General features: G+C 56.3%; 6 protein-coding genes. 5 read left to right on the forward strand and 1 reads right to left on the reverse strand.

Annotated features, from left to right (window positions below; all coding sequences use genetic code 11):
• Positions 1-369: 369 nt before the first annotated feature.
• The 5 genes from CKO27_RS23525 to CKO27_RS23545 all read left to right on the forward strand — a co-directional run bounded on the left by CKO27_RS23525 (position 370) and on the right by CKO27_RS23545 (position 2,832).
• Positions 370-639 carry a DUF4160 domain-containing protein gene (locus tag CKO27_RS23525; protein ID WP_200377342.1) on the forward strand — a complete coding sequence of 90 codons (270 nt, stop codon included), beginning with the start codon at positions 370-372 and terminating at the stop codon, positions 637-639.
• Between the two features lie 10 nt (positions 640-649).
• Positions 650-889 carry a DUF2442 domain-containing protein gene (locus tag CKO27_RS23530; RefSeq protein WP_200377343.1) on the forward strand — a complete coding sequence of 80 codons (240 nt, stop codon included), beginning with the start codon at positions 650-652 and terminating at the stop codon, positions 887-889.
• 194 nt (positions 890-1,083) lie between these two features.
• Positions 1,084-2,064 (forward strand): Rpn family recombination-promoting nuclease/putative transposase, encoded by a 981-nt coding sequence (locus CKO27_RS23535; protein ID WP_200377344.1) that lies wholly within the window; start codon positions 1,084-1,086, stop codon positions 2,062-2,064.
• Positions 2,065-2,319: 255 nt separating this feature from the next.
• On the forward strand, positions 2,320-2,589 hold the full coding sequence (locus CKO27_RS23540) for a DUF4160 domain-containing protein (protein ID WP_200377345.1): 270 nt from the start codon (positions 2,320-2,322) through the stop codon (positions 2,587-2,589).
• Positions 2,590-2,601: 12 nt separating this feature from the next.
• Positions 2,602-2,832, forward strand: a complete 231-nt coding sequence (locus CKO27_RS23545) for a DUF2442 domain-containing protein (RefSeq protein ID WP_200377346.1) — start codon at positions 2,602-2,604, stop codon at positions 2,830-2,832.
• A 237-nt stretch (positions 2,833-3,069) separates the two neighbouring features.
• On the opposite strand, the gene CKO27_RS23550 is transcribed toward CKO27_RS23545, so the two are convergent.
• Positions 3,070-3,201 (reverse strand): transposase domain-containing protein, encoded by a 132-nt coding sequence (locus tag CKO27_RS23550; protein WP_420825867.1) that lies wholly within the window; start codon positions 3,199-3,201, stop codon positions 3,070-3,072.
• Positions 3,202-3,211 lie beyond the last annotated feature (10 nt).

Here is a 3,211-nt window from a genome sequence, read left to right on the forward strand (position 1 = left end):
GTGAAAGAAGAGACCAAGGGCTTGATCTACGCAACAAGGTCAAGGCCTTCAGGATGGGTTCAAGCTGCCTCGGTCTCGCGTGATGGGAGCTAACCATCACGAAATTCAAGATACAAGGATGGGTAGAGTGACCACGGTATGACGCCGAGTGTTGGCACGGATGCCGACTGGTCACGAAACCCATCGAACCACCGACCTTGAAGACAGACTTGAACGCCCTCGGGAAACCGGGGGCGTTTTTTTCTGCGCGAATCTGAAATGTCGGCGCTTGGGTTCGGTGGGTTTCGCTGCGCTCTACCCACCCTACGTGGCTACTTAACCTGTTTGGGGTTACACTGATCACCTGACAAATGACGCGGGCAAATGACGATGCCAACCATCAGCATGTTCTACGGTATCATTATTCGGATGCTGTTCATGGATACCCAACAGCATCACTTGCCACACCTTCATGTTGAATACCAGGGCCAACAGGCGGTCATCTCTATTCCGGAAGGAAACCTGCTGGAGGGTGATCTTCCGGCAAAGAAACTACGCTTGGTACAAGCCTGGGTCACCATCCATGAAGAGGAATTGATGGCGGATTGGGCGCTGGCGGTGAATGGCGAACCTGTGTTTCCGATTGATCCCTTGCGGTGAGGCATTGACGATGATCGAGGTCAATTCCGTTGAGACGATTCCCGGTTATGGGTTACTGCTCACCTTTACTGGAGCTGGGGGTGAACAGCGGCGTTTCGATATGCGCCCCTATTTGCACTATCCGGTCTTTCGTCGTCTGGAAAACCCAGGGTATTTTTCCTTGGCTCGGGTTGATTATGGAACCGTCACTTGGCCGGGTGATATCGACATTGCGCCCGAGACACTTTACGAGCAATCAATACCTTTATAGCAAGGTAGGATGGGTAGAGTGACCACGGTATGACGCCGAGTGTTGGCACGGATGCCGATTGGTCACGAAACCCATCGAACCACCGACCTTGAAGAAAGACTTGAACGCCCTCGGGAAACCGGGGGCGTTTTTTCGGGTGCAATCCGGATGCGTTGGCGCGATGATGGCGCCCCGCCCGCTGCACGCCGCCGCCCATGTCCACGCCGCCCCATCATCACGACCACAGCTACAAACGCCTGTTTTCCCATCCCGAGATGGTGCGCGACCTGCTGACCGATTTCGTGCATGAAGACTGGGTGTCCCAACTCGACCTCGCCACCCTCGAAGTGGTCAAGGGCCACTTCGTCACCGACGACTTCCGCGACCGCGAGGACGACATCATCTGGCGCGTGCGCAGTCGCGCCGGCTGGCTGTACCTCTATCTGCTGATCGAATTTCAAAGCCGCGTCGACCGCTTCATGGCCGTGCGCGTCGCCAACTACGTCACCCTGCTGTATCAGGATCTGATCGAGCACCAGCGCCTCGCCCCCAACGCCCAGCTCCCCCTGGTGCTGCCCATCGTCCTCTACAACGGCGAACCCCGCTGGCACGCCGCGTCCAGCCTCGCCGACCTGATCGAGGACGTGCCCCCAACGCTCGCGCGCTATCAAGTCCAGGTCCGCTACCTGCTGCTCGACGAAGGCGCCCTGGTCCAGGACGCCCGGCAACCCCTGGCGCTGCGCAATCTGGTTGCCGCCCTGTTTCAGCTCGAACACGCCCGCGATGAAGCCACCTGGTTTCGGCTTTACGAACGCCTCGTCGAGGCGCTCGACAGCGACGCGGGCGACAGCCTCAAACGCACCTTTGGCCGTTGGATCTACAAGAGCTATATTCTCAAGAAGCGACCGGGGATCGTGCTCCCCGACATCAACGACTTTCACGAGGTGCATGCCGTGTTACAAGAACGCGTCGAACGCTGGAACGCCGAACTGATCGAGCGCGGGCGGTTGGAAGGACGCGAGGAAGGACGTGAGGAAGGGCTTCAGGAAGGAGAGCAGAAAGGCCGCCTGGAAGCCGCCCAGGACACCGCCCGCAACCTCATCATGCTGGGCGTGCTCAGCGATGGGCAGATCACCCAGGCCACGGGACTGAGCGTGGCCCAGGTCGAAGCGCTGCGCGCCGCCGCCCCGTTCTGAGGGATACCGGGAAAACGCCGGCGAGGGGAAAGGGTAGAGTAGGGGATACCTCAGGGACAGACCACGTTTTCTGCTAGCAAGGTAGGATGGGTAGAGTGACTACGGTATGACGCCGAGTGTTGGCACGGATGCCGACTGGTTACGAAACCATCGAACCACCGACCTTGAAGAAAGACTTGAACGCCCTCGGGAAACCGGGGGCGTTTTTTTTGGGGAATTTGGCTATACTCTTCAAGAAGTGATGGATCGTTGAGAATGCCGACAATCAGCATGTTTTATGGGATCCTGGTTTCCATGTATGCCCTGGACACCCAAAAACATCATCTGCCTCATATCCATATTCGCTATAACGAGTACAAGGTCGTGTTGTCGATCCCGGATGGTGACGTGCTGGAAGGCCAACTGCCAACGCGCCAAATGAAATTGGTGCAAGCCTGGATCGAATTGCACCGCGATGATCTGATGGCTGATTGGTTCTTGGCGTCCAGTGGGCAAACTCCATTTAAAATCGATCCATTACGCTAAGGAGATTCTGAGATGACACCAGATGCTATTCGGGTAAAACCGTTGCCTGATTTTCGTCTTGAAGTTGATTTCGCAACCGGCGAGCACCGTTTTTTTGATATGAAACCGTATCTTTCATATCCCGCCTTCGCTCCCTTGGTTGATAATAATTTATTTATGAAAGCATCCGTTGTTCATGGCGTCGTCACTTGGAGCGATGAAATCGATCTTTCTCCTGATACTCTTTATTTATTAGCGAGGTAGGATGGGTAGAGCGATAGCGAAACCCATCGTTCACAGCTCCGGCGCCTGACTTTTGAACGCCCTCGGGAAACCGGGGGCGTTTTTTGTTTGCGGGAATCTGACACATCGGCGCGGGGAATGATGGGTTTCGCTGCGCTCTACCCATCCTTGTATCTTGAATTTCGTGATGGTTAGCTCCCATCACGCGAGACCGAGGCAGCTTGAACCCATCCTGAAGGCCTGTAAGCGTCCGGCCAACTACAGGATTGACCTAACCGGCTTGATGTCGTCCATTTTCAGGTTGTGCGGCAGGAGAGCCGCGATGGCCTCTGGGGTCTTGGCCGCTGGCAGGTGCTCGAAGAGGTGGTTGAGGTAGGCCCAGGGCTCCAGGCCGTTGGCT

This window comes from Thiocystis violacea (genome assembly GCF_016583575.1).
Lineage (GTDB): Bacteria > Pseudomonadota > Gammaproteobacteria > Chromatiales > Chromatiaceae > Thiocystis > Thiocystis violacea.